This window comes from Leptolyngbya sp. AS-A5 (genome assembly GCF_039962495.1).
Taxonomy (GTDB): Bacteria; Cyanobacteriota; Cyanobacteriia; order Leptolyngbyales; family Leptolyngbyaceae; genus Leptolyngbya.
This window is the reverse complement of the sequence record NZ_JAMPLL010000003.1, coordinates 101,834-128,652: the sequence shown is the minus strand read 5'-3', so window position 1 is coordinate 128,652 and position 26,819 is coordinate 101,834. Positions and strand designations below refer to the sequence as shown.

The following is a 26,819-nucleotide window of genomic DNA, read 5'->3' as shown; positions in this document are numbered from 1 at the left end:
CTCTAGGATTTACGACAGCGATCGAACCAGGCTTGATAGGTTTCTTTGTGTTTCGAGTCTTTGAGCGTGATTTCGATCCGAATTTCGGCACAGTTATGATCGGGAGTCCGGGCGATCGCGTCGAGCAGATCACTCACTGTTTTAGGTGAATCGAACTCACCCTGAATCGTGTTACCGTTCGCGATCGCGGTTCCGTTCGTGTGCTCTTTGCCATTAATTTGGCTCTGACCCAGATCGATTTCTGCAATCCGCTCGTAAGTCGGGTCAACCCGCTCAACAATCAATTTTTCTCGTCGAACAGGAACCTCAACAATTCGAGTCTCGATCTCTTTGCGGACAACAATTTCGCCAACTTTACGCTTATCAGAACGAACAACTAACCGTTCTTCTAACAGTTGAATGACTTCTTCAGGGGTAAGAACCTCAGAAGTCAGGGATTCATCAGCTTGGGGGATCATAGCGGCAGGATGAAGAATAAAGGATCGAAGGATGAAAGGTAACTTTCATCCTTCAGCAGTCGTTGAGATTAGAGTTTCTTCTCGACGATCGGAGCACCATCGACATTGAGATCAACCTCTTCGCGGCGGATTTGATCTTCTGCGGTGACAACATCGTGATCGACAACCTTCTTCACGCGCACTTCTTCACGTACAAAGGCTTCTTTCTGGATGTCGGCTACTTCTTCATAAACTTCGACTCGTGCCACTTCACCTTCATGAAAATCAGCTTCACCCACAGTCACAGGCATTCCTCCCGTCACCGGAGTCCGTTCAATGACGACGCGCTCTTTCTCGATTGGCACAGAAACACGAGCGGTTTCAGTCTCGATATGTTTACCGACGGTCACTTCACCCGTTTTTTGGCGAGTCTTGCTGGCGATCAAGCGCTCTTGGTAGAGACGTAAGGTTTGATCATTGTCCAATCCATAGAGATCCGGATCGCGATCGTATCCATAGCTTGAGCGATCGTAGGTCATGTCTGCACTCATTGCAGCGGTTGTCGGGCGATACACTCCCCGAACTTGTTCTTCATGGTCATAATCAATCAATCGCTCTGGATCGTAGGTCGGTAAACTTTCCACTTGAGCCTTGGTCAAATTGTTTGCATAAACCCGATGATCGGGATATGCAATGCGCCCTTGCGCGATCGGCATCAAGACTTTTTTGCCCAAGATCCACAATCCCGTGTTGATCACGAGATAGCGAAACGATCCATCATCATCAACTAGAACATCATCGACTGACCCGACCTTTTCGTTACCAGAATACACATCAAATCCAATGACATCATTGTTATCGAAGTGTGTGCGGTAGTCAGGATCAAAATCTTTAATCTTATGAAGAGCCATAGCAGTATTTCATGGTTAATTGTGAATTATTTCTACAATAGAAACCAAAGCGATTGGCGACATCATTCTTTTGGAGCGTCAAATCAAGCCAAAAGCAGTAGTTTTTGAACGGCTTCGACAGAAATCTGTGTGAGAATCAAGAAAACGATCGCAACCGTTTATTTTATGGCTCAAGTTTTATCAAAAGACCTTGATCAACAATTGGTGATTCAGGGAACCTGGGAGCATTTCAAGCACATCCAAAAAGGATTTGCAGAAACGCCAGGAGTAAAGCTGTCTTATTACAAGGGAACGATCGAGATCCTTATGCCCAGACTAGACCACGAACGTTTTTCCCGCATTATCAATTACCTAGTCTCAACATTCCTGCTGAAGCAAGGAGTTTGGTTTCAGATGACTGGCTCAGTGACACAAGAGCGGAAACGAGAAGTTTCTGCTCAAGCAGACGAATTTTTTTGTCTGGGCAGATTGAAGCCGATTCCTGACTTATCTATTGCAGTTGTCTTCACCAGTGGCGGCGTGAATAAATTGGCGAAGTATCGGGCGTTGGGTGTGCCTGAAGTGTGGTTCTGCGAGGATGGCGTTCTAAAGCTTTATCACCTGCGCGAAGAAGGCTATCAGCAAATCGATCGTAGCGAACTACCAAGACTCGATCGCTTGGATATCAATCTATTGCAGCGCTGTATTTTAATCGCTGAAACCGACTTTGCAGAAGCAGTACAAACCTTTCAACAATCGATCTAAAAGTTCCATTCTCGAAGTGCGATCGCAATTCCTTGTCCTAGCCTGGACTCTTCTGGCTCAACTTTGGCAAGTCGCTTCAATTGTTGATGAGCTAACTCTGCGTTCAGTGTTTTCAATGCCGAAATTGCATGAAACCGTACACTATCCTCTGCATCTGCTAAGAGTGCTATCAGAGGACTTAAAGCTTCCACATTGCCTAACTGTCCTAAAGAAAGCGCGATCGCTTGTCGAGTCACAGCGGAACGCAAAAGCGGCAAAACATTTAACAGAATTCCGGTTGCTTGAAACTTTAGGGTGTCTGAGTCAATCCGCCCCATCGATTGAATAATTTCGAGTTGAATCGCCTCCGGCAGCGCCAACTGTAACAACGCATCTTCTAAGTAATTCAAAGATTCAGGCAGTTTCATCCAGCTTAATGCACGCACTAGCTCGATCGCTAAATTTTTTGGAGTATGCGGCGATCTCAAAGTCTCGTACAGTGCCCTTGCTGCTTCAGAAGTTCCCCGTCTGCCAAGCGAGATCGCAGCTTGCCGACACACCTCAAGATTCAAGTCCAGCAGCATCGGACGAAGATAGGTCACTAAATTTGGGTAATCTTGACAAAACCCTAATCCAGCGACCGCAGCTAATCTAACCTGTGCGACTGGATCTTGCAGTGCATCAATGAGAACAGTCACAACCTCAGGTGCATGAAAACTACTGAGTGCTTCGATCGCAATGGCGCGAACCTGAGCGTTTGAATCATGAACCACCTGCATCAACAATGGAACCGTTTCCGATCGCCGAATCTGTCCCAACGCTTGAACGGCAAACAGTCGCGTAGAAACTTCTACCAGCAATGGCTCTAACATTGGAACAGCAGATTTTCCCATGCTGGCTAACACTGAAACTGCCATCGAATTTAATTCCTGACTCTGGGAATTTTTTAGCAGTTCAATCAAAGCCTCAAGCACTTGTGGATGTTTAAAGCTGCCTAAAATACGAACCGCAAACCATTGTGCTTCTAACTCCGCTTCTTCATCGTTTAACAGTTCAATTAAGGGTGCGATCGCATCCGTCCCAAAGCTTGGAAAGAGCTTACCCATCTCCCAGCGCTCCTGAAAACTGCCGCCTTCTAGCACCTGCATTGCTAAGTCGAGCAGCACAGTCGTAGTGTTTGGATTGCAGAACAACGATCGTTCAGTCTCACCCAGTTCATCGTTTAAGAGAATCTGCTGCAATCTGTAGCTCAACTGTCCCCAGTCCTGCTGATTTGCTGCGGACTGAGCCTGCTCTAAAATCTCGGAATATCTTAAGTTCTGCACAATTTTTGCCTGCCATTCTGATCACACATCAGCATTCATCGTCTGATGTTACTGTGCCACAGAAGTCGGCGATCGTCTTGGCAGTCATTGACAAAAACGCATCAATTGATTGCAATGTTTGCATAAGTGCGGCAGAGCATCAATCCCCACCGCACTCATTGTTTTAGATTCTGTTTTACATTTTACCGTTTTGCATCACTTGTTGAAGATGATGACGGATTTCTTGAGCCGTTTGCATGTCTGCATCTCTCAGCTTGCGGAATAGTTCAGCACAGGGCTGAGACTGCATTTGTTCTGCGTCTTTGATGTACGTTTCGTATGCTTTTACCGCTTCTGCCTTATTTTGCAACGCTGTGAGCAAGTCATACTCAAGGTTACTAATGGCTTCATTCCGAATTGCAGCCTGAGTCATAAGCCAAACCTCCAATGATTTAGGTCTGATTTAACGATGGATCAATGCCGATCGACCTTCCTCTATCCAAAAGCGCATTAACCTAATTTCACTTGAACATTCTGTCCATCTATCTGAACCGGATAAGTCTCTAACGGTTTCGCGGCTGGTTCTTTTTGCACTGTACCGTCCGCAGCAAATGCCGCGCCATGACAGGGACAGACGAACGATTTACGCTCTTTACTCCAACCGACCAAGCAGCCCTGATGGGTGCAAGTCGAATTGACTGCAATCAGCGTTTTTGGATCAGATGGACTGCGAATCACCACGATCGGAGCCGGGGACTCGGTTTGTAGGAAACCTTTGGCATCGAGTTCTGCGATCGTTCCCACCGTCTCAAGTCTCTTAGCGTTTGCTTGCTCATTGCCGCGCCCCGTGCAAGCCGCAAGAAATGCAGTCAATCCGGCTGGAACTCGACTCATCAGCCAACCCACTCCAGCCCACGATAAAAATGTTCGACGACGCATCGCGTTCTCCTTTTCCTCTTTGTTCTAAGGTACGGTGGCGAACCTCTTTCTAGGGGCAGATGACGAAAACGAATAGCCATTATGCAAAAACGTCATATTACGACATACTTTGTAACAACAGCTACGAATTTTCTCTCTTATCCCGCTTACCTTTACTGCATGGTCAACGTCGCATCCAAAGACATCGAATTGGGGAGACGAAACGATCAGACTTGTGTTCGCTCTGGAACACCTTTATCTATAGGCTCAATCCATGACAGACACCCTTGCATCTGCGCCCACTCAGAATAAGTTTGAAAAACTCAAAGCAGAGAAAGACGGTCTTGCGGTGAAAGCAGAGCTAGAGCAGTTCGCTCATCTCGGCTGGGAAGCAATGGATGAAACCGATCGCGATTATCGCTTGAAATGGCTGGGCGTATTTTTCCGCCCCGTTACCCCTGGCAAATTCATGTTACGGATGCGAATTCCGAATGGAATTTTGACCAGTGGGCAAACGCGAGTGTTAGGAGAAATCCTACAGCGTTATGGCGATGACGGCAATGCGGACATCACCACGCGCCAGAATATTCAACTGCGCGGCATTCGGATCGAAGATTTACCGGAAATCTTCCGCAAGTTCGATCAGGCTGGATTAACGAGCGTTCAGTCCGGGATGGATAACGTTCGCAACATCACCGGATCGCCCGTCGCTGGGATTGATGCGGATGAGTTGATCGACACCCGCGGACTGGTGCGGAAAGTGCAGGATATGATCACGAACAATGGTCGTGGCAATCCGAGCTTTAGCAATCTGCCGCGTAAGTTCAACATTGCGATCGCAGGCTGTCGCGATAATTCGGTTCATGCAGAAATCAATGACATCGCGTTTGTGCCTGCTTACAAAGAGGGGACGCTCGGCTTTAATGTCTTAGTCGGTGGATTCTTCTCAGCAAAGCGCTGCGATGCAGCGATTCCCTTAAATGCCTGGGTTGATCCGCGTGATGTCGTCGCCGTTTGTGAAGCGATTTTGACCGTGTATCGCGATTTGGGCTTGCGATCAAATCGCCAGAAAGCCCGCTTAATGTGGCTGATTGATGATTTGGGTCTCGATGCCTTTCGCGAAGCCGTGGAAAACCGCTTAGGCTACAAATTCACGCCTGCTGCTCTGAAAGATGAGATTCTTTGGAACAAACGCGATCACATCGGCATTCATGCTCAAAAACAGCCGGGACTTAACTATGTCGGATTGCACGTTCCCGTGGGACGGTTATTCGCTCAAGACTTGTTTGATCTGGCTCGAATTGCAGAGGTTTACGGCAGTGGCGAAGTTCGCTTTACCGTGGAACAGAATGTAATCATTCCCAATGTTCCAGACTCTCGCGTTTCAGCATTGCTGAGAGAGCCGATCGTCAAACGGTTTTCGATCGAGCCGCAAAATCTCTCCCGCGCTTTAGTTTCTTGCACAGGCGCACAGTTTTGTAACTTTGCCCTGATTGAAACCAAAAATCGTGCAGTCGCTTTGATGCAAGAGCTCGAACAAGAATTGCACTGTCCGCGTCCGGTGCGAATTCACTGGACAGGCTGTCCGAACTCTTGTGGACAACCGCAGGTGGCGGACATCGGACTGATGGGTACAAAAGTTCGCAAAGACGGTCGCACCGTGGAAGGAGTGGATCTCTACATGGGTGGCAAAGTTGGCAAACACGCTGAGCTTGGAACCTGTGTGAGAAAAAGCATTCCCTGTGAAGACCTTAAGCCGATTTTGCAAGAGATCTTAATTGAGCAGTTCGGCGCACGTCCTTGGTCAGAGTTGCCCGAATCCGCCCGACTTGCTCAAGCAGCATGGATTACCCTCGATCGACCCGCAACCGAAACGCCCAACGGTCAATCGACAACCGAAGACTTTGAGTATGTTCTCAGTTCTCCAAGGGTTGTGCCAACGCCAGTGGTAACACCCGCTACCGTAAGTTTCGTTCGGTCAGGTAAAGATGTAACCTGTACTCAAAATGACTTCATTCTTGATGTTGCCGATCAGGCAGAGGTTGCGATCGATAGCTCTTGCCGCTCTGGAACCTGCGGTAGCTGCAAATGCACCCTACTCGAAGGTGAAGTTAGCTACGACGGTGAACCGGATGCACTAGACGAGCGCGATCGAGCCGCCGGAAAGATCCTAACTTGCATTGCTCGTCCCGTCGATCGCATCGTTCTCGATGCCTAAGTTTGTTCGCCCCTACACATCAGCACTCGCTGTGCTTTCCCTTTTATTCCCAGTACACTTTCTCTAACCATCATCCATGTCTAATCTTTCAAGACGTAAGTTTCTCTTGACCGCAAGTGCTTCCGCAGCAGGTACGCTGATTATCAATGGTTGCAGCACAGGCTTGAATAAAAGTGCTTCGAGCAGTTCTTCTACGACGAATGCGTCTCCTGCTGTAAACGTGAGTGCAGCAGATGCACCAGAAACGACCACCGCTAAACTTGGCTTTATCGCGCTGACCGATGCGGCTCCCTTGATTGTTGCGTTGGAAAAAGGCTTCTTCGCCAAGTACGGCATGAAAGATGTGTCTGTAGGCAAGCAGACTTCTTGGGCAGTGGTGCGTGATAACTTAGAGCTTGGTTCTGAGAAAGGTGGCATTGATGGCGCTCACATTCTCACTCCAATTCCGTACTTCTTGTCCACCGGAAAGATTACGAAAGGCAACACCCCAGTACCCATGTACATCTTGGGTCGCCTGAACACTGACGGTCAAGGCATTTCAGTCTCGAATGACTATGCTGATCTCAAACTTGCGGTTGATAGTTCTCCGTTAAAAGACAAGATCGCAGCAGCAGCAGCAGCAGGTAGGAAATTTAAAGCGGCGATCACTTTCCCTGGTGGAACACACGATTTGTGGATGCGGTACTGGTTGGCAGCAGGTGGAATTAACCCGGATACGGATGTGGATCTCGTAGTTGTACCGCCCCCTCAAATGGTCGCCAACATGGAAACCAAGACGATGGATGCGTTCTGCGTGGGTGAGCCGTGGAACGATCGCTTAGTGTCCAAGAAGCTCGGCTACACAGCAGTCACCACAGGTGAGCTTTGGAAAAACCATCCTGAAAAGTCTTTCAGCATGAGAGCAGACTGGGTAGACAAGAACCCGAAAGCAGCTAAGGCGATTATGATGGCAGTCCTCGAAGCGCAAATGTGGTGCGACAAAGACGAAAACAAACAGGAGATGTGCCAGATTCTCTCAGCAGACAAGTATGTCAAGGCTCCGGTTGCTGACATTATCGATCGATCAAAAGGCAACTTTGATATGGGCAATGGTCGCACCCTGCAAAACAGTGATTTGCTGATGAAGTTCTGGCGTGAAAATGCGGCTTATCCCTTCAAGAGCCATGATGCTTGGTTCATCACCGAGAATATGCGCTGGGGCAAGTTGGATGGCAGTACCGATGTGAAGGCATTGGTTGACAAAGTGAACCGCTCTGATTTGTGGGATGCTGCGGCAAAAGCGATCGGACAAGAAGCCGCAATTCCGAAAGATACCGCATCTCGTGGAGTTGAAACCTTCTTTGACAAAGTGGCCTTTGATCCGGCAAATCCGAAAGCTTATCTAGATAGCTTGAAAATCAAGAAAGCATAAGGCAGTAGGGAGTGCAATTGTAAAGTTAGTTCTTGTTACCATCTCACTCCCTACTTTCATTCCTCATCCTTCACCAAAATCTTCCCATGACTATCAACCCGTCTCTTCGCCCCGCTCGATCGTCTAAGTTCTCAGGAACGTTCAAAAAATACAGCCGCTCCATTGTTCCGATTATCATCTGCGTGGGTATTGCCTTAATGGTATGGCAAGCGCTCTGTATGAGTCCAGAATCGAAGATGCCTGGGCCGATTAAAGTGATTGAACAAACCTGGAGATTGATCCTCGACCCGTTCTATGACAATGGCGGTACAGATAAAGGGCTAGGTTTGCAAATTCTGATTAGCCTGGAACGGGTGGCGATAGGGTATTCGATCGCGGCTGTTGTCGGAATCGCGCTGGGCGTTCTGCTGGGTGTGAGTAAATTTATGCAGAACGGTTTAGACCCGATTGTTCAAGTCCTCAGAACGGTTCCGCCACTGGCATGGTTGCCGATTTCATTAGGAGTTTTTCAAGACAACAACCCGGCTGCCATCTTCGTAATCTTTGTAACTGCGATTTGGCCTATTGTGATTAACACGGCTGTTGGTGTGCAACAAATCCCGCAGGACTACAACAACGTTGCAAAAGTTCTGAAGCTATCCGGCAAAGAGTATTTCTTTAGCATTCTAGTTCCGTCCACAGTTCCTTATGTGTTCGGGGGGCTGAGAATTGGAATTGGGTTAGCGTGGTTGGCGATCGTGGCTGCGGAAATGCTCAAAGCAGAAGGCGGCATTGGTTTTAAGATTTGGGATGCCTACAACGCAGGCAATGAAGACAGCATGAGCCAAATCATTATCTGTGTGTTGTTAGTCGGGTTGGTTGGGCTAGCGCTCGATCGTCTGGTTGGCTGGCTTGGCTCACGCATTACTTCGGATCACTAAACCCTTCACCCCATTGCTGCATATGTCTGTTTTTCTAGAAGTTGACCACGTTGATAAGGTTTTCCCGCTCAAGGATGGTGGTGAATACATTGCGCTCAAAAACATCGAACTCAAGATCAAACAAGGCGAGTTCATTTCATTCATCGGACACTCTGGCTGTGGTAAGTCCACGCTGCTGAATATCATTGCGGGACTCGATCAAGCATCCACAGGCGGTGTAATTCTCGAAGGGCGGCAAGTCACAGAGCCAGGACCCGATCGCATGATGGTGTTCCAGAACTATTCGCTCTTACCCTGGAAGACAGTCCGCGAGAACATTGCATTAGCAGTCGATAAGGTGATGAAAGATGCACCAAAATCGGAGCGGCAAAGTGTAGTTGAACATCACATTAATATGGTAGGACTGCGCCATGCAGCCGACAAAAAGCCGAAAGAACTATCCGGAGGGATGAAACAGAGAGTTGCGATCGCTCGGGCTCTGGCAATTCGTCCGAAGCTGCTCTTACTCGATGAACCCTTTGGAGCATTAGACGCATTAACGAGAGGCAATCTACAACAGCAGTTAATGTCGATCGCACAGGAGAACAATGTCACCTGCATTATGGTGACCCATGATGTCGATGAAGCTTTGCTGCTCTCCGATCGCATCGTGATGTTAACGAACGGCCCGGAGGCTCACATCGGACAAATTCTATCGGTGCCGATTCCCCGTCCGCGTAATCGTTTAGAAGTAGTGAATCATCCCAGCTATTACGCGTTACGCAATGAGATGATCTACTTCCTCAATCAGCAGAAACGGGCGAAAAAACGCCAAGTCAAAGAACGAGTGTCGATCGCCCGCAATGGCTTAGAGAAGGTCAATCTCGAAATCGGTTTTGTTCCCCTCACAGATTGTGCACCGCTCGTGGTTGCACAAGAAAAAGGCTTCTTCAAGAAGCACGGGCTAGAACAAGTCACACTCAGCCGCGAACCAAGCTGGAAAGCGATTTCGGAAGGCATTCGCACCGGACGACTCGATGCAGCGCAAATGGTAGCAGCGATGCCGTTAGCCATGACGTTGGGCTATGGAGGTCATGCCCCTCAGCCGGTCGTGACTGCACTGGTGACATCGCGCAATGGAAATTCGATTACGCTAAAAAAATCTTTCTTGGAGCAAGGAGTCCGCTCGCTCTCCGACTTCAAACGCTTCCTCGAAGAGACGCAAGAGCGCGCTCATACTTTGGGTGTGGTTTATCCGACTTCAATGCACAATCTGATGCTGCGCTATTGGTTAGCATCCGGGGGCATTGATCCGGATCAAGATCTAGCCATCACCATTGTTCCACCGCCGCAAATGGTTTCTAATTTAGTGGCAGGCAACATTGATGGTTACTGTGTAGGCGAACCCTGGAACTCTCGTGCTGTCAAAGAAGGATCAGGCTATGTGATTGCAACCGATTTAGATATCTGGCAAGGACATCCTGAGAAAGTGCTAGGCGTGCGCGAAGATTGGACACATCAACACCCAGAGACGCACAATGCTCTAGTCAAAGCTCTGCTCGAAGCGTGTGAATACTGTGACGATCGTAGAAACCGCGAAGAAATTCTCAGTCTGCTAGCGCGCCCTCAATACGTGGGTGCAGCCGCAGAATACGCCCGCCCTGGATTCATTGATGCTTACGACAAAGGCACAGGCGAAACTCCAGCCAATCTCCTCCGCTTTAATCAGTTCCATGTGGACAATGCGAACTGTCCCGGTCGCGTTGAAGGACTCTGGATTCTAACTCAGCTTGCCAGATGGGGCATTACTCCCTTCCCGCGTAACTGGATCGAAGTCACCGATCGCGTCCGTCGCGTCGATCTCTATGGTCGCGCTGCCCGGGAAGTTGGCTTCCCGGACAATGAAGGTGATCGTAGTTCCTTCTCCCTTTTCGATGGCAAAGTGTTTAATCCTGATGATCCGATCGGCTACCTTAACAGCCTAGAAATTCATCACGAGATTCGCATCGAAGAAGTCACCCTTGATGCAGTCGAATCTCCGATCGCAGCCTAAACTTCAAGGATCAGAAACCTTCTGATCCTCTATTCTTCTCACTCCTCTACTCCCCACCTTATGCAAATTCTCTCCGCTCAAACCTCTCAAACCGAAGCTCTCGCCGTCGCTCCTTTTGTCGAGATTGACGGAGTTTCCAAGGTCTACCCGAAAAAAGATGGTGGCGAGGCTGTCATTCTTCAAGATGTGAATCTGACTGTTGCTGAAGGTGAGTTCGTCTGTGTCATTGGTCACTCCGGCTGCGGTAAGTCTACCCTGCTGGACATGGTTTCAGGGTTTGGTCAGCCTACTACGGGCGAAGTGCGCGTTGAGGGTAAACGAGTGCTGCAACCGGGGCCTGATCGCATGGTCGTGTTCCAAAACTACTCGCTTTTGCCTTGGAAAACTGCATTCGAGAACATTTATCTCGCGGTAAATGCAGTCTATCCAGAGAAGTCTAAAGCAGATAAAACCGAGATTGTGCATCAGCACTTAGCAATGGTTGGACTCGAAGAAGCAGCCAACAAAAAGCCAGGACAGCTATCGGGAGGCATGAAGCAAAGAGTCTCGATCGCTCGCGCTCTTGCGATCTATCCACAAGTGCTGATTCTGGATGAACCGTTTGGTGCGCTCGATGCCATCACTAAAGAAGAACTGCAAGAAGAACTGCTGCAAATCTGGTCACAGCACAAAGTTACAGTGCTGATGATTACGCATGATATTGATGAAGCCTTGTTTCTTGCCGATCGCGTAGTGATGATGACTAACGGGCCTGCGGCAAACATCGGCGAAATCATGACTGTTCCATTTGCTCGTCCCCGCGATCGAGCAGCACTAATGGAAGACCCACAGTATTACACCCTGCGGAACCAGGCACTTGACTTTCTATTTGGTCGCTATGCTCACGATGATGAGTAAACGTTGACAAAGCGGATCGTACCGAACACATCCTCAGCTTTGTTCGGTACGATCGCAATCAGATGCGCTTGTAGCGGTCGGATTTAATCTTGAAGAAGTGTCAGCTCGTAACTGATAACACAGTTCAACTCGAAGCACCCCAATCAGAATGAACTGAGACTTGAAGGCTCTATCTCTCACTGTTGGCTTTGTGGGATTCATGGTTCGGATTTGTTTTCTTTCAGGGCTGGCTCCCCCCTTGATTTCATGGCTCCAATCTTGTGCTACTACATCAACTCAACTAGACAGCTTCAGCAAATCTGGTTACAAAACAATCCTGATTTATCCCTCGATCGCATTGTATTTCCTGGTGAAAAATTCATCTTTGAAGCTTTACCTGAAGGACTGCTAGAAATTTATACGTTTACTGCAACCGGATTGCAATTGCTGCAAACGATCGCTTGTCCGCACCTTCAAGTCCTTCAGCGTCTGCCAGCAGAACTTGAGACATAACAGGGAGAGAACCATTTATGGCTGAACCAACTAAAACGCTCTGCCCCTACTGTGGGGTTGGCTGCGGCTTAGAGGTGCTGCCGCCTGCCTTGCCGGGTAAAGCCATCAACCGCGCCTCAGATGGAACACCGATTTGGAATGTGCGCGGCGATCGCGCTCATGCTTCCAGTCAAGGATTAGTTTGTGTCAAAGGAGCAACGATCGCAGAATCCCTCCACAAAGATCGCCTGCGCTATCCGATGCTGCGGGATTCACTGGATGAACCGTTTCGACGGGTGACTTGGGAAGAGGCGCTTTCTAAGATTGTCGATCACATTCGTTTAGTGAAGTTTACGCAGGGCGTAGATGCGATCGCGATGTATGGATCGGGACAGTTCCAGACCGAGGATTACTATATCGCGCAGAAGCTAATGAAAGGCTGTCTCGGTACCAATAACTTTGATGCGAATTCCCGATTGTGCATGTCTTCGGCAGTTGCGGGATATCTTCAAAGCTTTGGCTCAGATGGCCCGCCCTGCTGTTATGAAGACTTAGAGCAGACCGATTGTGCGTTTCTAATTGGAACGAATACGGCAGAATGCCATCCGATCGTCTTTAACCGCTTTCGTCGCTATCACAAGAAAAATCGCGATGTGAAGCTTGTAGTTGTAGATCCTCGTCGGACTGAAACTGCTGAAGTGGCTGATCTGCATCTGGCAATCAATCCCGGTACGGACATCGACTTGATGTATGGCTTAGCTCACTTATTGCTGCGCTGGGGAGATATCGATCCGGCATTTATTGATGCCCACACGAACGGGTTTGAAGACTTCAAAGAAGTGATTCGCCACTATCCGCCCGATGTCGTATCTGTTCGGTGTGGCATTGCTGAAGTGGATTTGCTCACGGCTGCACATTATTGGAGCCAATCGAAGCGGGTGCTGTCCATGTGGTCGATGGGGATCAATCAATCTTCAGAAGGCACAGCAAAGGTGCGATCGATTATTAATCTTCACTTGCTCACCGGGCAGATTGGTAAACCAGGAGCAGGCCCCTTCTCACTCACCGGGCAACCGAATGCAATGGGAGGACGGGAAGCAGGTGGCTTGTCTCATTTGTTGCCGGGATATCGATCGGTCATGAACGCCGAACATCGCGCCGAACTTGAGCAGCTCTGGCAGCTTCCTTCAGGTGCAATCTCGCCGCATCCCGGTCGCACAGCTTGGGAGATGATCACAGGGCTGGAAACCGGGGAAATTGGGATGCTCTGGGTAGCAGCAACAAATCCAGCCGTAAGTATGCCAGATTTGGAGCGGACAAAAGCGGCGCTGCGTCGATCGCCTTTCACGGTGTATCAAGAATGTTACTACCCAACCGAGATGGCAGACTATGCTCATGTGTTGCTACCGACAACGCAATGGAGTGAAAAAACGGGAGTCATGACCAATTCTGAACGGCGCGTGACGTTGTGTCCGCAGTTTCGGGTGGCTCCGGGTGAAGCGCGAACCGATTGGGAAATTTTTGCAGAAGTTGGACGACGATTGGGCTATCGCAAGCAGTTTGCGTTTAACTATTCGGCTGAAGTCTATGCGGAATTTGTGCGGATTACCCGCGATCGACCTTGTGATCAATCCGGATTGAGTCATACTCTCTTACGCGAAATGGGCGCAACGCAATGGCCTTTTTCCAACAAAGCCGAACCAACTCCACAAAAAACCGAAAACGCGAAACGCCTTTATACCGATTTGAAGTTTCACACTGCTGATGGCAAGGCACGGTTCTCCAACGTCTACTCGCGTGGATTAGCAGAACCGCCCGATGACACCTATCCGTTTGTGTTAACGACAGGTCGATTGTATGGACATTGGCACACTCAGAGCCGCACCGGACGAATCGAGAAAATTCGCCAGATGTATCCGACTCCATTCATTGAGATTCATCCCAAGGATGCAGATCAGTTAGGCATCGAAGCTGAGGAATGGATTGAAGTGCGATCGCGGCGAGGCAAAGCAAGATTTCCAGCCAAGATCACAAAAGCGATTCCGCCGGGAACGGTGTTTGTGCCGATGCATTGGGGCGCATTGTGGGCAGAGCAAGCCGAAGCGAATGCGTTAACGCATGAAGTCGCTTGTCCAGACTCGAAGCAACCCGAACTGAAAGCCTGTGCGGTTCAATTGATTCCGATCGCAGAGATCGATGGCTCCGATTGTGAAAGCGACACCAGCGAGTCAACGCAACCTACACTTCTTGCCTCTGCTTCTTAGCGATTTCTGCAAGTATAGATTCTACCTAATCGTTGTTGATAGAATCCGCGATGTAACAAAGCACATGATTCTCTTTACGGCGATCGCCGTGACTCGGTATGCTCTCAGCAGTAGAGGTGGTAGGTATTTATGCGGCGATCCCTGTGGAAATCCTTGCGTGAGGGAATGAAAGACGATAATTTTCTCGGTTTCCTCGAACGAATTGAGGGCGGGGTTTCCAAGATCCTGTCGATCATGATGCTGCTGGTGATTTTTTTATCAGTGTTTCAACTCGGCAGAGTGCTGTTTGTTGAACTCACCTCGATTTCACCGAATGACAACTCGACCAGAGTTCTGTTTACAATTTTTGGTTTGTTTTTGAATGTTCTGATCGCGTTTGAGATTCTAGAAAACATTACCGCTTACTTGAAAAAGCACGTCATTCAAGTCGAGTTGGTCATTGTGACTTCACTGATTGCCGTGGCTCGAAAGATCATCATTCTCGATTTAGAGAAAACGGCTGGACTCGATTTGATTGCGCTGGCAGCCGCGATTCTTGCCCTTTCGGTTAGCTATTGGCTGGTTCGCAAAGTTCCCCCAAAAAAATTTCATTAAGGAAGCGATCGATGAGCCCTTTTTTTCAGTTTGAATCTGATTTTGTTGATTCGCTCCGCTGCATTCCAATGATTGTGCGATACAAGTTAGATACTTGTGGTGTCAAACTAAAGTTACATCAGTGGAATAAGTTTAGTGAATCCGATCGACAACAGACCGTTGATGCGCCTTGCAGCACAGAAGATGAAGTTCGCAAGTACAAAGAATTATTACACCAGCTAATCGAGCAGCGTACAGGAGAGACAGCAACGGACTTAGCGATCGATGAGAATCCCTCGTGGAATGATGTGGTCAATATTCCTGAAAGCGTGATTCAACAAGCTGAAAGAGTTGGCGTGAGGATTACACCCAAGCAATGGCAAACGCTCACGCCAATTCAACGGTTTGTATTGATTAAGTTAAGTCGATCGTCGCATGAGAACGCGAATTTTCTACCTGCTGTCAAGGAGTTTCAGTTGATTCCGGCGTGAACTCTAACCATGCTTGATAAAGCACTAAACGATTTCTTGGCGTTGTGGGTGACGATCGAACCGATTGGAACGGTCGTTCTTTTTGCGGCGTTATCAACACATCTATCGCCAACGTAACGTCGCAAAGTCGCGCTCAAGGCTGTTATTTACTCCATAAGCATTTTATTGGAGTCGATTGTGGTAGGACAAGCAATTCTGGCAGCAATGGATATTCAGTTGATTTCTTTGCAGGTTGCAGGGGGTTGATCTTGCTTTTATTTGCCTTGCAGATGGTTTTTGGACTGGCTGTCGAACTGATTATGCAGGCAATTGGTGTTCAACGGTGGCTTAATTAACCATCCCAAGCAATGCACCATCTCTTGCTCAAAGCGATCGCTCTTCTCATCCATACCCTCAAGCGACGATAAATTCCGGCGCGATCGTCTCCCCACTCTGCGTTTCACAATCCAACAATCAAGCGCGAGTCTCAAACACTCAACGACGAGTTTCAAATACTCAAGCGCGAGTCTCAAATACTCAACGACGAGTCTCAAACACTCAAGAGCGAGTCTCAAACATTCAAGCGTGAGTTTCAAACACTCAAGCGTGAGTTTCAAACACTCAAGCGTGAGCTTCAAACACTCAAGCGCGACTCTCAGATACTCAACGACGAGTGTTTGAACCTGATTCACGAAGATCGATCGCTCGCGCTTGAGTAATTAAGACTCGTTCACGACTGTTTAGGCTACATCAATAAGTCAACAGAGTTCAACGTCGATCGCCCTTCTGATCCATACGCTCAAACGCTAAATTTCAAACGCGATCGACAACAAGAAATCAATTTGGCGTACAGTGATCAAGAGTTGGAATCGCCCAACGGTAGCGCCCTTTGCCCCCAGATTTCTATGTCGATCGCGTCTTCCCTACCCGAACAACTGCTTGAGCTTGCCTTACGCTCCGGAGCCGAATGCGCCGAAGTATTTCAATCGCAATCGCTGTCTCGTCCCGTCTTTTTTGAAGCCAATCGCCTCAAACAACTCGAAAGCACCGAAGCCGAAGGAACCGCCCTACGCTTGTGGAAACAAGGTCGTCCAGGGTTAGCCGTAGCGTATGGAGCCGTTGAACCGCAAGCACTCGTCGATCGTGCCCTTGCCATCAGTCAACTGAATGAACCCGAAGAAATCGAACTGTCTCCCGCTTCGCAATTGTCTTATGCCGATGTGGGGCAATCGGTCAGCGTGGAGCAGTTAGTCGAATGGGGCAAAACCGCGATCGAACTGGTGCGCGATCGTTATCCAGAAGTGCTGAGTTCTAGCGGTTGGGATTGTGAAGCGGAAACGACGCGCTTGATCAATTCCCACGGACTCGACTGTGGCTATATGGATACAACGTTGAGCGGCTTTCTTGAAGTGGAATGGGTTCGGGGCGATGATTTTCTCAATGTCTCTGATGGGCAGACCGAGCGCGATCGACTCGATCCAGTGGCGATCGCTCAACAAGTGTTACAGCGATTAGACTGGGCAAAAGAAAATGTTTCAACTCCGGTCGGACGAGTGCCGATTCTGTTTACCTCAAAAGCGGTGGATATGCTGTGGGGAACGGTGCAATCGGCGTTAAACGGAAAGCAAGTGATCGAAGGGGCATCACCCTGGAACGATCGACTCGGTAAGCTGGTGACTTCAGAAGCAATCACGCTTTCACAACAGCCGAATGCAGGGCCGTTTAGCTGTCCGTTTGATGATGAAGGCACACCAACTCGAATGATTACCTTTATCGATCGCGGTGAACTCAAGCTGTTTTACGCCGATCGCACAACCGGAAAGTTACTCGGTAGCGGCACAACCGGAAACGGATTTCGATCGGGCTTAGGCAGCTATCCCACACCCGGATTATTTAACATCTTGATTGAGCCAGGAAAGAAATCGCTCTTAGAATTGATTGCGACGATCGACAACGGCTTGATCGTGGATCAGATGCTCGGTGGCGGCGCGGGAATTTCGGGAGAATTCTCGGTCAATGTCGATCTCGGTTATCGCGTTGAGAACGGTCAGATTGTGGGACGGGTGAAAGACACAATGGTTGCAGGCAATGTTTATACGGCATTAAAGAATTTAGTCGAATTGGGTGGCGATGCAGACTGGAACGGCTCTTGTTATACGCCCTCTGCGATCGTAGAAGGCTTATCCTGTACAGGTCGCGCCTAAATTCCACTTTTGAAGCGTCAACCAGAGGCGCTACAATGTGACGGTTGAATTCGAGAACCTACCTTGATTGAGCGTTACACCCTGCCTGAGATGGGCGATTTGTGGACGGATCACTATAAGTTCAAAACCTGGCTACAAGTTGAAATTGCAGTGTGTGAAGCACAAGCAGAGCTAGGTTACATTCCCCAAGAAGCCGTCGAAGAAATCAAAGCCAAAGCGAACTTCGATGTCGATCGCATTCTCGAAATCGAAGCGCAAGTCCGTCATGATGTGATCGCATTTCTGACCAATGTAAATGAATATGTTGGTGATGCGGGACGCTATATTCACCTGGGCATGACCAGTTCAGACGTGCTAGATACTGCGCTGGCACTGCAAATGGTGGCAAGTCTAGAGGTGATCATGACGCACGTAGAAGCGCTGATCCAAGCGATCCGATACCAAGCCCAACAACATCGCAATACGGTGATGATTGGTCGATCGCACGGCATTCACGCAGAACCGATTACCTTTGGATTCAAGCTTGCAGGCTGGTTAGCAGAAATGCTGCGTCATCGCGATCGTCTCTGTGCCCTGAGAAAATCGATCGCGGTTGGTCAAATCTCCGGAGCCGTTGGAACTTACGCCAATATTGACCCACGCATTGAAGCATTAACTTGTCAGAATTTGGGACTAGAACCCGATGCCGCTTCAACGCAGGTAATTTCCCGTGATCGTCACGCTGATTTTATGAATGGCTTGGCATTGTTGGGAGCCTCGATCGAGCGGTTCGCGGTTGAAATTCGCAACCTCCAAAGAACCGATGTCCTCGAAGTTGAAGAATTCTTCTCGAAAGGGCAGAAAGGCTCGTCTGCGATGCCCCACAAGCGGAATCCGATTCGATCGGAGCGCTTGACCGGAATGGCGCGTCTCCTCCGGGGTTACGCAACCGCCGCACTCGAAAACGTAGCCCTCTGGCATGAGCGCGATATTTCGCATAGCTCAGTTGAACGAGTTGCCCTACCGGATGCCTGCATTCTGGCGCACTTCATGCTGGTAGAAACCACAGATTTGATCAGAAACCTGCTGGTCTATCCGGAGAACATGGCGCGGAATATGAACGTCTACGGGGGTGTTGTATTCAGTCAGCGCGTCATGTTAGCACTGGTGCAAAAAGGGTTGAGCCGGGAAGATGCTTATGCGATCGTCCAATCCTGCGCTCACCAAGCCTGGAACCGTGAAGACGGCAACTTCCGCAAACTCTTGAGCGAAGACCAGCGCGTGACTCAAACCTTATCGCCTGCCGAACTCGATGAATGCTTTGATCCACAAGTTCACCTGAAGAACTTAGATCAGGTCTATCAGCGCTTAGGCATTTAGCGTACTTGGACTTCAAAGGTGTACTCGTACCCTTTGAAGTTTGAGTCAAACTGGAGCGTGTAATCTCCGGTTTCAGGGAGTGTGCCCGTCCAGGAACTAGGCTGCTCTAGATCTGAAATTAATGACTTGCCACTGGGCGAAATGACTGCGGGAAGAAGCTCACCACGATTGCTGCCACTCGTTAGCGTCATTTTCTGCCCTTTGGCAAGATTAAAGCGGTAACTATGCGTTCCGCCGCCAACAAAGCGATCGCGAATCTCGATCGAGTCTTGTCCCCTGCCAAACTGAACGCGCTCAGTTTTTTCACCACAGGTCTTGTCCGTTCTGTTTTTAGCAATCCATCCCGGCGTTTCACCACTGATTCGGAACCAGCCATTTTGCTCTTCTTTGACATCTACATATGTCCCATTTTTTAGCTGTCCGACAATGTTCTCGGTTGTGGTTGCTTTGGGAGACGATCGTACATTGAGCGGTGAATCCGGATCATTCACTCTCGCCATCAAAACTATGCACTTTTCAACCGTTCGAGTGCCCTGAGTGGGTGTATCGCGTGGTGTATCAGGTTCAGGAGTGGGTTGAGAAGTCTCGTCGTTTGTGTTGCTCTTTGCGATTGGCGCAGAAGATTCCGAAACAGGTAGAGAAGGGCTAACAGAAGGGCTAGGAGTAGCAGTGTTGCTCTGTGCATTAGGTTGAGATTGAGGCGTAGAAGAACAGCCTGCAACCAGGGCAAGAACTGTAATAACTCCAATCAAGCGTGACCAGGAACCGTGAAGCAGCATAGTGTAAAAACCGAGTAATATCGTAAAGTCTGCTTCAATAGCAATTGCACGAATCACGGAAACATCTGCAAGCGCTAAACTAGGAATCCGAACTGTCTTGATGCTTATGTTGGTCGCTACTTTTTATAAATTTGTTCAACTGCCAGATTACGTGGAGCTACGATCGCCCCTGCTTGCCCTCTGCCAAGCCCAGAATTTGCGGGGAACGATTCTACTGGCACAAGAAGGAATTAACGGTACGATCGCTGGCTCAAAGGACGCGATCGACACCATTCTAGAGTTTCTCAAGCGCGATCTACGGTTTGCAGATTTAACGATCAAGGAATCTGAAACAGGATCGGGAATGTTCGATCGCATGAAAGTCAAGCTCAAAAAAGAAATTGTCACTTTGGGACGTGCAGAAGCTGACCCAACTCAGCAAGTCGGAACGTATGTAAAACCGCAAGATTGGAATGCAGTGATTTCTGATCCGGAGGTGACGGTGATTGATGTGCGAAACCAGTTTGAAGTGGCGATCGGTAGCTTTAGGGGCGCGATCGATCCGCAGACCGCTTCGTTTCGGCAGTTCCCTGAATATGTCCAAACTGCACTTGATCCAACCCACCATAAAAAAGTTGCAATGTTCTGCACAGGTGGAATTCGATGCGAGAAAGCTTCGTCCTATATGCTTGCTCAAGGTTTTGAGCAGGTTTATCATCTCGAAGGTGGCATCCTCAAATACCTAGAAGAAGTGCCACCCGAAGAAAGTCTATGGCAGGGTGAATGCTTTGTGTTCGATCAACGAGTCGCAGTGACTCATAGTGTTAGCGATGGCTCCTATACAATGTGCCAAGCCTGTGGTCATCCAATTTCACAGGATGAACAAGCCTCGCCGCAGTATCAGCCGGGAGTATCTTGCCCGTATTGTGCAGACTCCTAAAGAAACTGGTGTTTATCCTCCAAGTGGCAGACTGCACTTCTGCACTGGATGATAAACACCAGCTCAACTGCTCGAACTCCTTTCACCATAAGCAAGCCGCACAAGAAACAGTATTCCCCAAACGGGTACTTCGACTGGATCGAATTCTCCCCACAGGTTGACGGATTACCACGCCCGATCGCAAACAATAAGGAGTTCAACTTTATAGGATGCGACTATGGCAAACCCAACTCAATCTGCAAATCTTGATCAAACGATCGCTCTGTTCAGCTCTGACCTAGTTCAAATCGATCCAGAGGCTGCACTTGCCAATATTGAAGCTTGGCAAGCCCAGTTAAAAGGAACCGAACTCGCAGAAACTTTGGGAGAACTTAAGCTCGCGATCGATGGCGGGATGCGTGGTGGTGAAATTGGATCGATTCTGTCTGATCTCGGGAAGCAAGCTACTGCTGCCGCAGCGACCGAGCAAGGAGAAGCAGCAACAAAGCTGCAACAGTTAGGACAGATCCTTTCTAACGCAGTGAAGTAAACAAATAGAACGCTAAGAGGATCAAGGCTCTTCTTAGCGTTGATTCTTAATAAAGGAAAACTGAGCCGTTGTTTTCGACTCGCATTGTGATGCTGTCGGTTGCTAAGTTGGTTGTTGCATTCAGTGTTACTTCGATCGTGCCAGGCAAGGTGGCGGATTGTTTCGGAGTGACATTCAGCAAGCCTGCATCTTGACGATCGAAAGTCAAAGTGGTTGGAACCCGCAATCCTCGCAGCGTCACGGTTCCGCGCCCAGGTAGCGTTCTTACCTGCGTATCACCAATCGCTTGATAGGAAACTGCGGCATTGGTTTGATTAATCAATGTAACATTCACGCGATCGCCGCTGAGGGTCACTTGTGCTTTCGGTGAAAATTGTGCTTCGGGTGCAGGAGCGACTGTAGGTTGGGTAGATTGAGAAAATACGGGAGTAATTGCTCCACCGATTGCGATTGCAGTCGCCAAGACTCCAACCCCGATTTGTCTCAACATAATCAATCTCCTTGTTCTTAAATTCGATTAAATTTAGGGACATTAGTGCGTCTTTCCCATCAAATTAATGATAATTAAAAAATCGTGTTTGTCATCATTACAGCATTCTCTCTACTGAAAAGAACACTCAAAAAGATGGGCAATCTTAATTGATTGCCCATCGCTAAATGCTCGATTTTAGTGATATCTCAAACAGTGTTTTAACGTTCTAGTGATATCAGCGAAGAATTTCTGCTATGCCCGTTTTGGCTATACTTCTCAGCTAAAATCTGACGATAAACCGCTTCATAACCATCAACCATCTGTTTCACACTAAAGTTATTTTCAACGTGCTTGCGACAATTAAATCGATCGATCTCATGAACTCGATACACTGCTGCAACACATTCATCCACGTTTTGACACAAAAATCCAGTTTCTTCATGTGCAATCACCTCGGAAGTTGCTCCGAGTTCGAGCGCAATCACCGGAGTTCCCGCTGCCATTGATTCAATCATGACGAGTCCAAACGGCTCCCGCCAGGTAATCGGAAATAGCGTTGCGATCGCATTTCCCATCAGTTGATTCTTCTGAGCATGATTTGCCTCACCCAGATATTGAATCTGCTCCTCGTCAATGTGGGGCTTGATTTCCTGCTCAAAATAGTCCACATCAACACGATCGATCTTACCTGCCATTTTCAGCGGGTATCCAGTGCGCTTAGCAATCTCGATCGCGTGGTGCGGGCCTTTTTCCGGTGAAAGTCGCCCTAAAAAAGCCAGATACGGAGGCGTGTCTGGCTGGGAATAAAATCGATGGGTGGAAGGATCAATCCCGTTATAGACGGTGGCAACGTAATTTAATCCTAATCGGGGTTCTCGTTGTGATTTAGAGATACTAACGTAAGGTTGTGATTTCGCAAAACTAAAGGCTTTCTGATTATCTAAGCTGAATGTGCCATGTAGGGTGTGTATGGTGGGCGTTTTGACCAACTGAGCGCAGGCTAAAGCGGCAAAACCGATATGTGAATGAATAATGTCAAAGTTGTGAGCATTTTGATAAACGCGATTTAGCTCGATCGCTTCATAAACATTAAATTCTTGAACCGATGGATCAAGGCGTAGTGCGCTAGGATGAATCGCATCGAGTTTTGCCTGAGTTGTAGAATCTCCAGTCGCAAACAAGGTTACATCATGTCCTCGACGAACTAGCTCTTCGGTTAATAGACTCACCACGAGTTCTGCACCTCCATAGGCTGGAGGAGGCACCGTTTCCCATAAAGGAGCAATTTGAGCAATCCGCACGTAAGCCTCCGCAATAAAAGGGTCAGTGAAGAGCATACGAGTATTTACGGAACTTCCACATCTGGCTATCGAGTTACGGCATTAGGTAGATGAGCTATGGCGCTAATCGATCTGTGGACTTCAAATCAGACTAGCAACGATCGTTGCTGCGATGGTGGAGAGCGTTTTATTATCAGCGGCAGGATGATCAGCCGTTTTCAGGCATTAGATTCTTCAATCAACTGAATTCGACCCAAGCGGACGGCGTAGAGTAAACGATCGATTGCTTGTTTTTCTTCGTCGCTAGTCTGGTCGTTAAGCAGAGCATCTCTAAGATGCTGACAATCACGCAGGGCAATTTTTCCAGTGCTGCTGACTTCAGCAAATAATTCAGAAAGCGTATCTGAGGGCAATGGAAGATTGTTCATTGGGAAGCATGGGAAATTATCGTAACCTTAGTATTGACGCTCTACCCCGTGAAGTCGGTGACAGACTGAGGACTGGCTTGTGACTTTTTTTTACTTCAAAAGTGATTTAAATCACAATGGACTGACATCACGATGATTGTTGCTTCAGATAGCTTTCGTGATTTAAACGGTGGAACGTTCCCTGCTTAGTTTTGTAGTTTGACAACCGGAGCATCATCGATCGACAGCATAAACTGAATTAGATCGGTTTGATCTTGAGGCGTAAATCTAGCCGCTTGATCCACCCAATAGTTGTGCTCACTGTCATTACTATTGATGTTGATGTGTGTTTAATGTGTGTTCCGACTAAAAAAGTCCACCGGGAATTCCAGTGGACTTGATTGCTTTCTAAGAGTTAGGGACTATTGACCGAACGCATCTTTGATGCCGTCAACTGCTCTTTTCACAGCGCCCATGTTGTTGTCGATCGCGTCTTTTGTCCGAGACGCATCTTCATCTGCTCGCTTCTGAATGGTTGATGCATCTTCTCGTGCTTTACGTGCAGCAGTGTTATCTCCATCGGTCGAGCTATTGACCTTGCTCGCATTGCTCTTCGCCGCATCTTTCACTTTGTCTCTAACGTTGTCCACTAAGCCCTTGGAGTTATCTTCAGTTGCTTGTGCTGCACCTTTAGCGGTTGTTAAAAGCACGGGAGATGCGTTTGCACTCGGGGTCGAGAACCAAAGCGAGGTCATCATTAGAACAGCAAATAATCCAGTGATTAAACGCTTTACAAAATAATTGGGTTTCATAGAATACAGTCTCCGTAAAAATTAGCCTCTTACGTTTTACTGGAAGCAGCGAACTCGGCATATCGTTCTCGCGATAGAAGTTCTTGTGTCCCAAGGCTTACTTAAGCTTGCCTGAGCGATCGTACGGTTTCTCTAACACACAAAGCCGCTTGATCGATCTCCTCTTCAGTGTTAAATCGTCCAATTCCAAAGCGAATCGAAGCATAGGCTAACTCATCAGGAACTCCGATTGCGCTTAACACATGAGAAGGTTCTATCTTGGCAGAGGTGCAAGCAGAACCGGATGAAACCGCGATCGTTGATTGTAATCCCAGCAGTAAAGCTTGTCCGTCTACTCCCTCAATGCTGATGTTCAAATTTCCCGGTAGACGCTCTTGTGGATGCCCGTTGAGATGAATGCCATCCATGTTTAATTGCTGCCATAAGCGATCGCGTAGTTGCTTGATCTGCGCCGCTTCAGAAGTTGGATCAGCAATTTCAACTGCTTTACCGAGTCCAACAATCAAAGGGGTGTAAAGTGTTCCCGATCGCATTCCTCGCTCGTGTCCGCCTCCGTGTAACTGTGCTGAGAGTTGAACTCTCGGATTTTTTCGCCGCACATACAATGCACCAATCCCTTTTGGCGCATAAAGCTTATGTCCTGTGATTGACATTAAATCAATGTGATCGACCGTGAGCGGAATCTTACCGATCGCTTGGGCTGCATCAGTGTGAAAAAGAATGTTGCGACTGTGGCAAAGTTCACCGATTTTGTTGATCGGCTGCAACACACCAATCTCATTGTTTGCTGCCATAACTGAGACGAGAATTGTATCTTCGCGCATGGCTTTTTCAAGTTCAGTCAGATTGATCAAACCGAAGCAATCGACTCCTAAATAAGTTACTTCAAATCCTAGCGATTCTAGATAGCGACAGGGGTCTAAAACGGCATTATGTTCGGTTTGAACCGTAATAATGTGTCGTCCTTGATTGAAGTAAGCTTCGGCAACCCCTTTGATCGCTAAGTTATTAGCTTCAGTTGCACCACTGGTAAAAACAATCTCTTCGGGTGTGGCGTGAATTGTTTCTGCAATGATTTGGCGGGCTTGTTTAACAGCAGCTTCTGCTTCCCAACCATAAGCATGAGTTACACTTGCGGGATTGCCATAATGCTCAGTGAAAAAGGGCAGCATTGCGGCTAAAACGCGATCGTCTACCCGTGTGGTTGAATGGTTATCGAGATAAATCGGACGCATCTACAGTTCAATCCTTATGCATATCTATCTAATAGCATCTGAAACAAAGTATCAGATGCCCAGAAAGAGTTACTTTGAAGGCTTCGAATCCACTAGGAAGATCAATCAGTTTAATCGATGCGACTTTCTAAAATCCCAAGGATGCCTGTGATCATGAAGCCTCTATGTATTGCAACTCGACGTAGCCTAAGATTAGTCGCACAGCGCGTTAGGTAATATCTTTCTTAAACAAGGTTGGTAAGTCCTGTTCGAGCATATGAACGATCGCGTCAATCCGTTCTTGTTCAATCATCCCAATCTCCGGTCGCTTGGTTTAATCCCATCCAATCGAGACATTTTTGCATTGCTTGGTACATCGTTTCAAAGTCAGCATGATAGCGCCGTCCATGCCCCGGCAGCACCCATTCAAAATCATAGCGACTCAGTTTCTGCATTGATCGCTTTAATTCATCCCAAGAATACCAACACGCTTCGCGAAATCCGACCAGATGATTTTGTCTTGCTGACCATGCCAGATGATCGCCTGTAAACAGAAACTTATTCTTATACAGTAAAACCGTGTGTCCTTTGGTATGCCCAGGAACTGGGATAATCAACAACTCAGAATCAAGCTGAAATGGCTCCGTTCCTGTGAGTTTAATTTCAACGCTCTGCGTACTGCGGGTAATTTCATCGGAATGCAAAATTCGATCGCATTCAAAATGATCGTGAAACTTCTGATGATCCGCAACATCATCACGATGCGTTAAGTAAAGATAACGCACTCCACCCATTGTCTCTAATCGTTTTACCAATGGAGGCGTGAACCTTGGCGAGTCTATTAAGATATTACCTTCGGGACGCTGAATCAAATAGCTTGCAGCACCATAAGAATTCTCAGCGTGATAGCCGCAATGGTAAACATTCTCAGCAACTAAAACTGGAAAGCTCGCTTGAGCGAGTTTAATATCCGTTGGTTTTTCAACGGTTCCGATCGAACCTGTTGGACAGGCTAACAAGGCTTGCAGCGCGTGGAGCCGCTCAGTTTCATTCGCGGGTTGATGAAATACAATCGATTGACTGTCTTCGCGAGCAAAGATTTCTGGAGACATCCAGCGGCAAGTGTCACAATCAATGCAAGAACGATCGACATAGAAATCACCTGCGACATTCTGCGATCGACGGTCTGCTAAGTGAGCCATTTTCGACTCCATAAAACAATCATCTTGATCATAGCGAATGCAAATCCGATCAAGGGGAGCGGTAAAAATGGGTCGCCCAGGATTCGAGCGAAA

General features: G+C 48.1%; 28 protein-coding genes. 15 read left to right on the top strand and 13 right to left on the bottom strand.

Annotated features, from left to right (window positions below; genetic code table 11):
- Window positions 1-2: 2 nt before the first annotated feature.
- Both NC980_RS05240 and NC980_RS05235 read right to left on the bottom strand, forming a co-directional pair.
- Window positions 3-458, bottom strand: coding sequence for a DUF2382 domain-containing protein (locus NC980_RS05240; protein WP_190377728.1), 456 nt, complete (start codon window positions 456-458; stop codon window positions 3-5).
- 68 nt (window positions 459-526) lie between these two features.
- Window positions 527-1,348, bottom strand: a complete 822-nt coding sequence (locus tag NC980_RS05235; RefSeq protein ID WP_190377727.1) for a YsnF/AvaK domain-containing protein — start codon at window positions 1,346-1,348, stop codon at window positions 527-529.
- Between the two features lie 129 nt (window positions 1,349-1,477).
- On the opposite strand from NC980_RS05235, the gene NC980_RS05230 reads away from it, so the two are divergent.
- Window positions 1,478-2,092 carry a Uma2 family endonuclease gene (locus NC980_RS05230; protein ID WP_347272623.1) on the top strand — a complete coding sequence of 205 codons (615 nt, stop codon included), beginning with the start codon at window positions 1,478-1,480 and terminating at the stop codon, window positions 2,090-2,092.
- On the opposite strand, the gene NC980_RS05225 is transcribed toward NC980_RS05230, so the two are convergent.
- The 3 genes from NC980_RS05225 to NC980_RS05215 all read right to left on the bottom strand — a co-directional run bounded on the left by NC980_RS05225 (window position 2,089) and on the right by NC980_RS05215 (window position 4,314).
- A complete protein-coding gene (locus NC980_RS05225; RefSeq protein WP_190377726.1) occupies window positions 2,089-3,396 on the bottom strand; it encodes a HEAT repeat domain-containing protein in 1,308 nt (435 codons plus the stop codon). The genes NC980_RS05230 and NC980_RS05225 overlap by 4 nt on opposite strands.
- A gap of 175 nt (window positions 3,397-3,571) precedes the next feature.
- The gene (locus NC980_RS05220) at window positions 3,572-3,808 is read right to left on the bottom strand and encodes a hypothetical protein (RefSeq protein WP_190377725.1); all 237 of its coding nucleotides are present in this window, start codon (window positions 3,806-3,808) and stop codon (window positions 3,572-3,574) included.
- A gap of 77 nt (window positions 3,809-3,885) precedes the next feature.
- Window positions 3,886-4,314: a ubiquinol-cytochrome c reductase iron-sulfur subunit gene (locus NC980_RS05215; RefSeq protein WP_190377724.1), complete on the bottom strand. Its 429-nt coding sequence runs from the start codon at window positions 4,312-4,314 to the stop codon at window positions 3,886-3,888.
- 253 nt (window positions 4,315-4,567) lie between these two features.
- On the opposite strand from NC980_RS05215, the gene NC980_RS05210 reads away from it, so the two are divergent.
- From NC980_RS05210 to NC980_RS05165, 10 genes are all read left to right on the top strand, one after another.
- Entirely contained in the window at window positions 4,568-6,511 is a 1,944-nt protein-coding gene (locus NC980_RS05210; RefSeq protein WP_190377723.1) for a ferredoxin--nitrite reductase, read from the top strand.
- A 76-nt stretch (window positions 6,512-6,587) separates the two neighbouring features.
- A complete protein-coding gene (locus NC980_RS05205) occupies window positions 6,588-7,922 on the top strand; it encodes a CmpA/NrtA family ABC transporter substrate-binding protein (protein WP_190377722.1) in 1,335 nt (444 codons plus the stop codon).
- An 86-nt stretch (window positions 7,923-8,008) separates the two neighbouring features.
- Complete coding sequence (ntrB, locus tag NC980_RS05200) at window positions 8,009-8,842, top strand: nitrate ABC transporter permease (protein WP_190377721.1); 834 nt, start codon at window positions 8,009-8,011, stop codon at window positions 8,840-8,842.
- A 22-nt stretch (window positions 8,843-8,864) separates the two neighbouring features.
- Entirely contained in the window at window positions 8,865-10,874 is a 2,010-nt protein-coding gene (locus NC980_RS05195) for a nitrate ABC transporter ATP-binding protein (RefSeq protein WP_190377720.1), read from the top strand.
- A gap of 60 nt (window positions 10,875-10,934) precedes the next feature.
- Window positions 10,935-11,771 carry a nitrate ABC transporter ATP-binding protein gene (locus tag NC980_RS05190; RefSeq protein WP_190377719.1) on the top strand — a complete coding sequence of 279 codons (837 nt, stop codon included), beginning with the start codon at window positions 10,935-10,937 and terminating at the stop codon, window positions 11,769-11,771.
- Window positions 11,772-12,017: 246 nt separating this feature from the next.
- Window positions 12,018-12,263 carry a DUF1830 domain-containing protein gene (locus tag NC980_RS05185; RefSeq protein WP_190377718.1) on the top strand — a complete coding sequence of 82 codons (246 nt, stop codon included), beginning with the start codon at window positions 12,018-12,020 and terminating at the stop codon, window positions 12,261-12,263.
- A 17-nt stretch (window positions 12,264-12,280) separates the two neighbouring features.
- On the top strand, window positions 12,281-14,506 hold the full coding sequence (locus NC980_RS05180) for a nitrate reductase (protein ID WP_190377717.1): 2,226 nt from the start codon (window positions 12,281-12,283) through the stop codon (window positions 14,504-14,506).
- 129 nt (window positions 14,507-14,635) lie between these two features.
- Window positions 14,636-15,100, top strand: a complete 465-nt coding sequence (locus NC980_RS05175; RefSeq protein WP_242027048.1) for a phosphate-starvation-inducible PsiE family protein — start codon at window positions 14,636-14,638, stop codon at window positions 15,098-15,100.
- 11 nt (window positions 15,101-15,111) lie between these two features.
- Window positions 15,112-15,570, top strand: a complete 459-nt coding sequence (locus NC980_RS05170) for a nitrate reductase associated protein (protein ID WP_190377716.1) — start codon at window positions 15,112-15,114, stop codon at window positions 15,568-15,570.
- A 177-nt stretch (window positions 15,571-15,747) separates the two neighbouring features.
- Window positions 15,748-15,816, top strand: a complete 69-nt coding sequence (locus NC980_RS05165) for a hypothetical protein (RefSeq protein WP_347272641.1) — start codon at window positions 15,748-15,750, stop codon at window positions 15,814-15,816.
- Between the two features lie 8 nt (window positions 15,817-15,824).
- On the opposite strand, the gene NC980_RS05160 is transcribed toward NC980_RS05165, so the two are convergent.
- Complete coding sequence (locus NC980_RS05160) at window positions 15,825-16,241, bottom strand: hypothetical protein (protein WP_190378043.1); 417 nt, start codon at window positions 16,239-16,241, stop codon at window positions 15,825-15,827.
- 213 nt (window positions 16,242-16,454) lie between these two features.
- On the opposite strand from NC980_RS05160, the gene NC980_RS05155 reads away from it, so the two are divergent.
- Both NC980_RS05155 and purB read left to right on the top strand, forming a co-directional pair.
- Window positions 16,455-17,753: a TldD/PmbA family protein gene (locus tag NC980_RS05155; RefSeq protein WP_190377715.1), complete on the top strand. Its 1,299-nt coding sequence runs from the start codon at window positions 16,455-16,457 to the stop codon at window positions 17,751-17,753.
- A gap of 63 nt (window positions 17,754-17,816) precedes the next feature.
- Entirely contained in the window at window positions 17,817-19,112 is a 1,296-nt protein-coding gene (gene purB, locus NC980_RS05150; RefSeq protein WP_190377714.1) for an adenylosuccinate lyase, read from the top strand.
- On the opposite strand, the gene NC980_RS05145 is transcribed toward purB, so the two are convergent.
- Window positions 19,109-19,948: an SH3 domain-containing protein gene (locus tag NC980_RS05145; protein WP_348253907.1), complete on the bottom strand. Its 840-nt coding sequence runs from the start codon at window positions 19,946-19,948 to the stop codon at window positions 19,109-19,111. The two genes, purB and NC980_RS05145, sit on opposite strands and share 4 nt — an antisense overlap.
- A 43-nt stretch (window positions 19,949-19,991) precedes the next feature.
- Here NC980_RS05145 and NC980_RS05140 point away from each other — a divergent pair, with 43 nt between their 5' ends.
- Both NC980_RS05140 and NC980_RS05135 read left to right on the top strand, forming a co-directional pair.
- On the top strand, window positions 19,992-20,810 hold the full coding sequence (locus NC980_RS05140; protein WP_190377712.1) for a rhodanese-related sulfurtransferase: 819 nt from the start codon (window positions 19,992-19,994) through the stop codon (window positions 20,808-20,810).
- A 217-nt stretch (window positions 20,811-21,027) separates the two neighbouring features.
- Window positions 21,028-21,339 (top strand): hypothetical protein, encoded by a 312-nt coding sequence (locus NC980_RS05135; RefSeq protein ID WP_190377711.1) that lies wholly within the window; start codon window positions 21,028-21,030, stop codon window positions 21,337-21,339.
- 46 nt (window positions 21,340-21,385) lie between these two features.
- Here the strand turns inward: NC980_RS05135 and NC980_RS05130 are convergent, their stop codons facing one another.
- The 6 genes from NC980_RS05130 to NC980_RS05105 all read right to left on the bottom strand — a co-directional run bounded on the left by NC980_RS05130 (window position 21,386) and on the right by NC980_RS05105 (window position 26,726).
- Entirely contained in the window at window positions 21,386-21,829 is a 444-nt protein-coding gene (locus NC980_RS05130) for a hypothetical protein (RefSeq protein ID WP_190377710.1), read from the bottom strand.
- A 200-nt stretch (window positions 21,830-22,029) separates the two neighbouring features.
- On the bottom strand, window positions 22,030-23,112 hold the full coding sequence (locus NC980_RS05125) for a glycosyltransferase (RefSeq protein WP_190378013.1): 1,083 nt from the start codon (window positions 23,110-23,112) through the stop codon (window positions 22,030-22,032).
- A gap of 197 nt (window positions 23,113-23,309) precedes the next feature.
- The gene (locus NC980_RS05120; RefSeq protein WP_190377709.1) at window positions 23,310-23,519 is read right to left on the bottom strand and encodes a hypothetical protein; all 210 of its coding nucleotides are present in this window, start codon (window positions 23,517-23,519) and stop codon (window positions 23,310-23,312) included.
- A gap of 401 nt (window positions 23,520-23,920) precedes the next feature.
- Complete coding sequence (locus NC980_RS05115) at window positions 23,921-24,310, bottom strand: hypothetical protein (protein WP_190377708.1); 390 nt, start codon at window positions 24,308-24,310, stop codon at window positions 23,921-23,923.
- Window positions 24,311-24,411: 101 nt separating this feature from the next.
- Window positions 24,412-25,545 carry an aminotransferase class V-fold PLP-dependent enzyme gene (locus NC980_RS05110; RefSeq protein ID WP_190377707.1) on the bottom strand — a complete coding sequence of 378 codons (1,134 nt, stop codon included), beginning with the start codon at window positions 25,543-25,545 and terminating at the stop codon, window positions 24,412-24,414.
- A 284-nt stretch (window positions 25,546-25,829) separates the two neighbouring features.
- Window positions 25,830-26,726 carry an MBL fold metallo-hydrolase gene (locus tag NC980_RS05105; RefSeq protein ID WP_190377706.1) on the bottom strand — a complete coding sequence of 299 codons (897 nt, stop codon included), beginning with the start codon at window positions 26,724-26,726 and terminating at the stop codon, window positions 25,830-25,832.
- Window positions 26,727-26,819 lie beyond the last annotated feature (93 nt).

Excerpts from the sequence above, each read along its gene's own strand:
- NC980_RS05240 (WP_190377728.1), bottom strand. The coding sequence starts at position 458 with ATGATCCCCCAAGCTGATGAATCCCTGACTTCTGAGGTTCTTACCCCT.
- NC980_RS05235 (WP_190377727.1), bottom strand. The coding sequence starts at position 1,348 with ATGGCTCTTCATAAGATTAAAGATTTTGATCCTGACTACCGCACACAC.
- NC980_RS05220 (WP_190377725.1), bottom strand. The coding sequence starts at position 3,808 with ATGACTCAGGCTGCAATTCGGAATGAAGCCATTAGTAACCTTGAGTAT.
- NC980_RS05215 (WP_190377724.1), bottom strand. The coding sequence starts at position 4,314 with ATGCGTCGTCGAACATTTTTATCGTGGGCTGGAGTGGGTTGGCTGATG.
- NC980_RS05210 (WP_190377723.1), top strand. The coding sequence starts at position 4,568 with ATGACAGACACCCTTGCATCTGCGCCCACTCAGAATAAGTTTGAAAAA.
- NC980_RS05205 (WP_190377722.1), top strand. The coding sequence starts at position 6,588 with ATGTCTAATCTTTCAAGACGTAAGTTTCTCTTGACCGCAAGTGCTTCC.
- ntrB (WP_190377721.1), top strand. The coding sequence starts at position 8,009 with ATGACTATCAACCCGTCTCTTCGCCCCGCTCGATCGTCTAAGTTCTCA.
- NC980_RS05195 (WP_190377720.1), top strand. The coding sequence starts at position 8,865 with ATGTCTGTTTTTCTAGAAGTTGACCACGTTGATAAGGTTTTCCCGCTC.
- NC980_RS05190 (WP_190377719.1), top strand. The coding sequence starts at position 10,935 with ATGCAAATTCTCTCCGCTCAAACCTCTCAAACCGAAGCTCTCGCCGTC.
- NC980_RS05185 (WP_190377718.1), top strand. The coding sequence starts at position 12,018 with ATGGCTCCAATCTTGTGCTACTACATCAACTCAACTAGACAGCTTCAG.
- NC980_RS05180 (WP_190377717.1), top strand. The coding sequence starts at position 12,281 with ATGGCTGAACCAACTAAAACGCTCTGCCCCTACTGTGGGGTTGGCTGC.
- NC980_RS05175 (WP_242027048.1), top strand. The coding sequence starts at position 14,636 with ATGCGGCGATCCCTGTGGAAATCCTTGCGTGAGGGAATGAAAGACGAT.
- NC980_RS05170 (WP_190377716.1), top strand. The coding sequence starts at position 15,112 with ATGAGCCCTTTTTTTCAGTTTGAATCTGATTTTGTTGATTCGCTCCGC.
- NC980_RS05155 (WP_190377715.1), top strand. The coding sequence starts at position 16,455 with ATGTCGATCGCGTCTTCCCTACCCGAACAACTGCTTGAGCTTGCCTTA.
- NC980_RS05140 (WP_190377712.1), top strand. The coding sequence starts at position 19,992 with ATGCTTATGTTGGTCGCTACTTTTTATAAATTTGTTCAACTGCCAGAT.
- NC980_RS05135 (WP_190377711.1), top strand. The coding sequence starts at position 21,028 with ATGGCAAACCCAACTCAATCTGCAAATCTTGATCAAACGATCGCTCTG.
- NC980_RS05130 (WP_190377710.1), bottom strand. The coding sequence starts at position 21,829 with ATGTTGAGACAAATCGGGGTTGGAGTCTTGGCGACTGCAATCGCAATC.
- NC980_RS05120 (WP_190377709.1), bottom strand. The coding sequence starts at position 23,519 with ATGAACAATCTTCCATTGCCCTCAGATACGCTTTCTGAATTATTTGCT.
- NC980_RS05115 (WP_190377708.1), bottom strand. The coding sequence starts at position 24,310 with ATGAAACCCAATTATTTTGTAAAGCGTTTAATCACTGGATTATTTGCT.
- NC980_RS05110 (WP_190377707.1), bottom strand. The coding sequence starts at position 25,545 with ATGCGTCCGATTTATCTCGATAACCATTCAACCACACGGGTAGACGAT.
- NC980_RS05105 (WP_190377706.1), bottom strand. The coding sequence starts at position 26,726 with ATGGCTCACTTAGCAGACCGTCGATCGCAGAATGTCGCAGGTGATTTC.